4 protein-coding genes are annotated in these 4,058 nt (G+C 75.0%); all 4 read left to right on the top strand.

Annotation, left to right across the window (positions count from 1 at the left end; all coding sequences use genetic code 11):
- Positions 1 to 888, top strand: an 888-nt coding sequence (locus tag CTKZ_RS14770) for an LLM class flavin-dependent oxidoreductase (RefSeq protein WP_200829760.1), incomplete at its 5' end; no start/stop codon positions are given.
- A gap of 99 nt (positions 889 to 987) precedes the next feature.
- The gene (locus CTKZ_RS14765; RefSeq protein ID WP_124343654.1) at positions 988 to 2,097 is read left to right on the top strand and encodes an LLM class flavin-dependent oxidoreductase; all 1,110 of its coding nucleotides are present in this window, start codon (positions 988 to 990) and stop codon (positions 2,095 to 2,097) included.
- An 11-nt stretch (positions 2,098 to 2,108) separates the two neighbouring features.
- Complete coding sequence (locus CTKZ_RS14760; RefSeq protein ID WP_124343653.1) at positions 2,109 to 3,227, top strand: LLM class flavin-dependent oxidoreductase; 1,119 nt, start codon at positions 2,109 to 2,111, stop codon at positions 3,225 to 3,227.
- A gap of 107 nt (positions 3,228 to 3,334) precedes the next feature.
- The coding region (locus tag CTKZ_RS14755) for a low temperature requirement protein A (RefSeq protein ID WP_148090502.1) at positions 3,335 to 4,058 on the top strand (724 nt) is incomplete at its 3' end.

The following is a 4,058-nucleotide window of genomic DNA, read 5'->3' as shown; positions in this document are numbered from 1 at the left end:
GCCGTGGCCGCGGACGACTCGGTCGCCGCGGAGGACTCGATCGCCGGGGACGCGCCGGTCGCCACGGTCGCGGCGGACGCGCCGCCGCGCCGCGAGCCGCAGCCCGCGCGGGACGTCGACGGGCTGCACGTCCCCGCGACGCCGCCGCTCGACCGTGGTGACTCCGCGCTGCGCGAGCGCTTCCTGGCGCAGACCCGCGTGATCGGGGCCAGCCGTACGTCGGGCGTCTTCCGCGAGGAGCTCGAGGTCGTGCTCGGGCTGCGCGCGGGGACGTTCCGCGACGCGGACGGGCGCCCCTACGTGAGCCCGCCCGTGCAGGGCGCCGACCTCGACCTGTGGGTGCTCGCGTCGAGCGGCGGCGAGAGCGCGCGCGTCGCGGGGGAGCTCGGCCTGCCGCTCGCGGCGAACTACCACGTCAGCCCGGCGACCGTGCTCGAGACCGTCGAGCAGTACCGCGCGGCGTTCCGGCCGGGCGTGCTCGACGCGCCCTACGTCGTGGTGTCCGCCGACGTGCTCGCCTCGGAGACCGACGAGCGCGCGGCGGGGCTCGCCGACGGGTTCGCCGACTGGGTGCTGTCGATCCGCAGTGGTGGCGGCGCGGCCGTCTACCCGCGTCCCGGCATCGGCACGCCGTGGGAGGCCCGCCCCGAGCAGGAGCGGGCGCTGCTGCTCGACCGCGTGAGCACGCGCTTCGTCGGCAGCGCCGCGACCGTCGTCGAGCGGCTCGAGGCGCTCCAGCGGGCGACCGGCGCCGACGAGCTGCTGCTGACGACCGAGGTGCACGACCCGGCAGCGCGCGTGCGGTCGTTCGAGCTGATCGCACAGGCGTGGAACGCGAGCACGCCGGCCGCCCTCGACGACCGTGAGCCCGTCGCCGCGACCGTCTGACCGCCCGTCCGCCCGTCCGCCCGAGCCGCCCGCCCCCCCCGGGCCCACCTCCGACCCGACCCCGACCCACCCCGCCCCTTCCGAGAGCAGGAGAGACCCGTGCCCGTCGAGTTCCTCGGCATCGCCACCACGAGCGACGCCTCCGAGACGTCCGACCGCACCACCGCCCCGTTCGACCGCCAGTACCTCGAGCGGATCGTCCGCACGCACGAGGAGTACGGCTGGACGCGCGTGCTGTTCGCGTACGGCTCGTCGGGGCCCGAGCCGTCGGCGCTGCTCGCGCACGCCGCCGCGCGCACCGAGACGATCGAGCTGCTGCTCGCGCACCGGCCCAACGTGTCCTACCCGACGTTCGCCGCGAAGTCGTTCGCGACGCTCGACCAGCTCTCCGAGGGTCGGCTGTCGGTGCACTTCATCACGGGCGGCAACGACCACGAGCAGCAGCGCGAGGGCGACACGCTCACCAAGGACGAGCGGTACGCGCGCACCCGGGAGTACATCCAGATCGTCAAGAAGGCGTGGGCCAGCCGGGAGGCGTTCGACCACTCCGGCGAGTTCTACGAGTTCCGTGACTTCGTCCTCGACGTGACGCCGTACGAGGGACGGACCCCGACGATCTCGTTCGGCGGCTCGTCGGACGCCGCGTACCGGGTCGGCGCGGCCGAGGCCGACATCTTCGCCGTCTGGGGCGAGCCGCTCGACCGCACCGCCGAGCAGATCGCGCGCATCCACCGCGAGGCCGCTGCCGCGGGTCGGACCACCCCACCGCGCATCCACGCCGCGTTCCGGCCGATCATCGCGCCGACCGAGGAGCTCGCCTGGGAGAAGGCGCACGCGATCCTCGGGCGCATCGAGGCCCGCAAGGCCGCGCTCGGCGGCACGCTCAGCCGTCGCCACCCGATCGACGCCCCGCAGAACGCCGGCTCGCAGCGCCTCCTGGAGATCGCCGCGCAGGGCGAGCGGTTCGACACCGCGCTGTGGACCGCGACCGCGAAGGCGACCGGCGGCGCGGGCAACTCGAACGCGCTCGTCGGTACGCCCGAGACCGTCGCGCAGGCCCTGCTCGCGTACTACGACCTCGGCGTGCGCGTGATCTCCGCGCGCGGCTACGACCTGCTGCACGACGCCGCCGACTTCGGCCGCTACGTCATCCCGCTCGTGCGCGAGGGGGTCGCCGAGCGCGACGCCGCCGCGGCGAAGGCCGCCTGAGGGGACCGGCGGTGCGCTTCCAGCTGCTCGACATCGTCTTCAACCCGCCGCACCCCGTCACGGGCGAGGCCGTCCCGCCGTCCGACCGGCTCCAGCGCGTCATCGACCACGCGGTCCTCGCCGAGGAGCTCGGGTTCGACTCGTTCGCCGTGGGGGAGCGGCACGCGGGCGACGTGCTGTCGTCCGCGCCGACCGTCATCCTCGGCGCCGTCGCGGCCCGCACGTCGCGCATCCTGCTGTCGACCGGCGTCACCGTGCTGTCGCTGCTCGACCCGGTGCGCGTCGCCGAGGACCTCGCGACCGTCGACCAGCTGAGCCGCGGCCGGCTCGAGATCGTCATCGGCAAGGGCAACGAGGTGCTGCAGTACCCGCTGCTCGGCCTCGACATCGCGAAGCAGTACGAGTACCTCGAGGAGAACTACGAGCTGCTCCGGCTGCTGCTGTCCGGCGAGGACGTCTCGTGGGAGGGTCGGCACCGGCCGTCGCTGGAGCACGCCACGACGCTCCCGCGGCCGTTCGACGGGCCGTTCCGCATCTGGCACGGCTCGGCCACGTCGCGGTTCGCCGTCGAGCTCGCCGCCCGGTGGGGTGACCCGATCGTCTCCGCGAACGCGCTGCAGCCGCGCGAGAACTACCAGGTGCTCATCGACCACTACCGCGAGCAGCACGCCGCGCACGGGCACGACCCGCGGCACGCCTACGTCGGGTCGGGGTCGGGCGGGCTGTTCCTCGCCGACACGACGGAGGAGGCCGTCGAGCAGTACCGGCCGCTGTACGAGGGCCTGGTCCGCGCGCAGGACGCCCGTCGGCACGACCCCGCAGCGGTCGGGAAGGTGACGAGCTTCCGCACGATCGAGGAGGCCGTCGAGCGCGGGCCCGCCCTGGTCGGCTCGCCCGAGCGCGTCGCCGAGAAGATCCTCGACTACCACCGTTCGTACCGGCACGACCTGCAGTCGGTCTCGGTCAACCACCTGCTCGAGCCGTCGCGGCAGGAGGACGTGCTGCGCCGGTTCGCCGAGGAGGTGATCCCGCTCGTGCAGGCCGAGGTCGGTACCACCCTGTGGACCGCGGCCGACGAGCGGCGCGCCGCCGGGTTCACCGCCACGACGTCGGTGCCGCAGCGGGCCTGACGCCGGGACCGGCCGTCCCGTCGCCGTCGGTGGACCCGACGGGACGGCCTCGGGTCCTGACGTGGCCAGGGCTGACGACAGGCGGCCCGACGCGGGAGCATGCCGACATGGAGCACGCCCCACCGGACGAGGTCGGCGGCCCCGACCCGGGCGGCGACGACGCCGCTCACGAGGGACCGGACGGACGCGACGACCGCCCGCCCGTGGCCGACGCGGTCGCGGTCGAGCGGCACGCGTCCTGGCTGGAGCTCTTCTTCGACCTCGTCGCCGTCGCGGGCATCGGTGCGCTCGCGCACCTGCTCGCGCACGAGCGCACCGGCGTCGGGCTCGGCATCTACGTCGTCGCGTTCGCCGCGTTCTGGCTGGTGTGGGCGTGCTTCACGACGTACGCCGACATCGCCGCCGAGACGACGCGCACCGTCACGATGCTCGCGGGGATGGTCGCGCTCGGCGTGATGACGGCCGCCGTGCCCGGGATCGACGACGAGCACCGCCGCGCGTTCGCGATCGCCTACGTCGTCGGACGTGTCGTCGCGTCGCGGCCGTGGCGGCGGGCGACCGTCGTCGTCGACCTGCCCGTCGTGCACACCGGCGCGGGCGTGCTCCCGTGGATCGTGTCGTGGTGGGTCGACGGACCGGCCGCGTACCTGCTGTGGGGGCTCGGCCTCGTGCTCGACCTCGCCTTCCTCCTGGCCAGCACGCGGTCCCGGCTCGTCGCGTCGGCGCAGGCGCGGCTCGACCGCGCCCTGGAGTCGCGGCGCCGACGCCGGGACGAGCGCCGCGGACCGTCCGACGCCGCGCCGGTGCGCGGGCCGGGCGGCGCCGACGGGC

The sequence above is a fragment of the Cellulomonas algicola genome (assembly GCF_003851725.1).
GTDB lineage: Bacteria > Actinomycetota > Actinomycetes > Actinomycetales > Cellulomonadaceae > Cellulomonas > Cellulomonas algicola.
The sequence above is the reverse complement of the archived record's forward strand: the minus strand, read 5'-3'. Positions and strand labels throughout refer to the sequence as shown.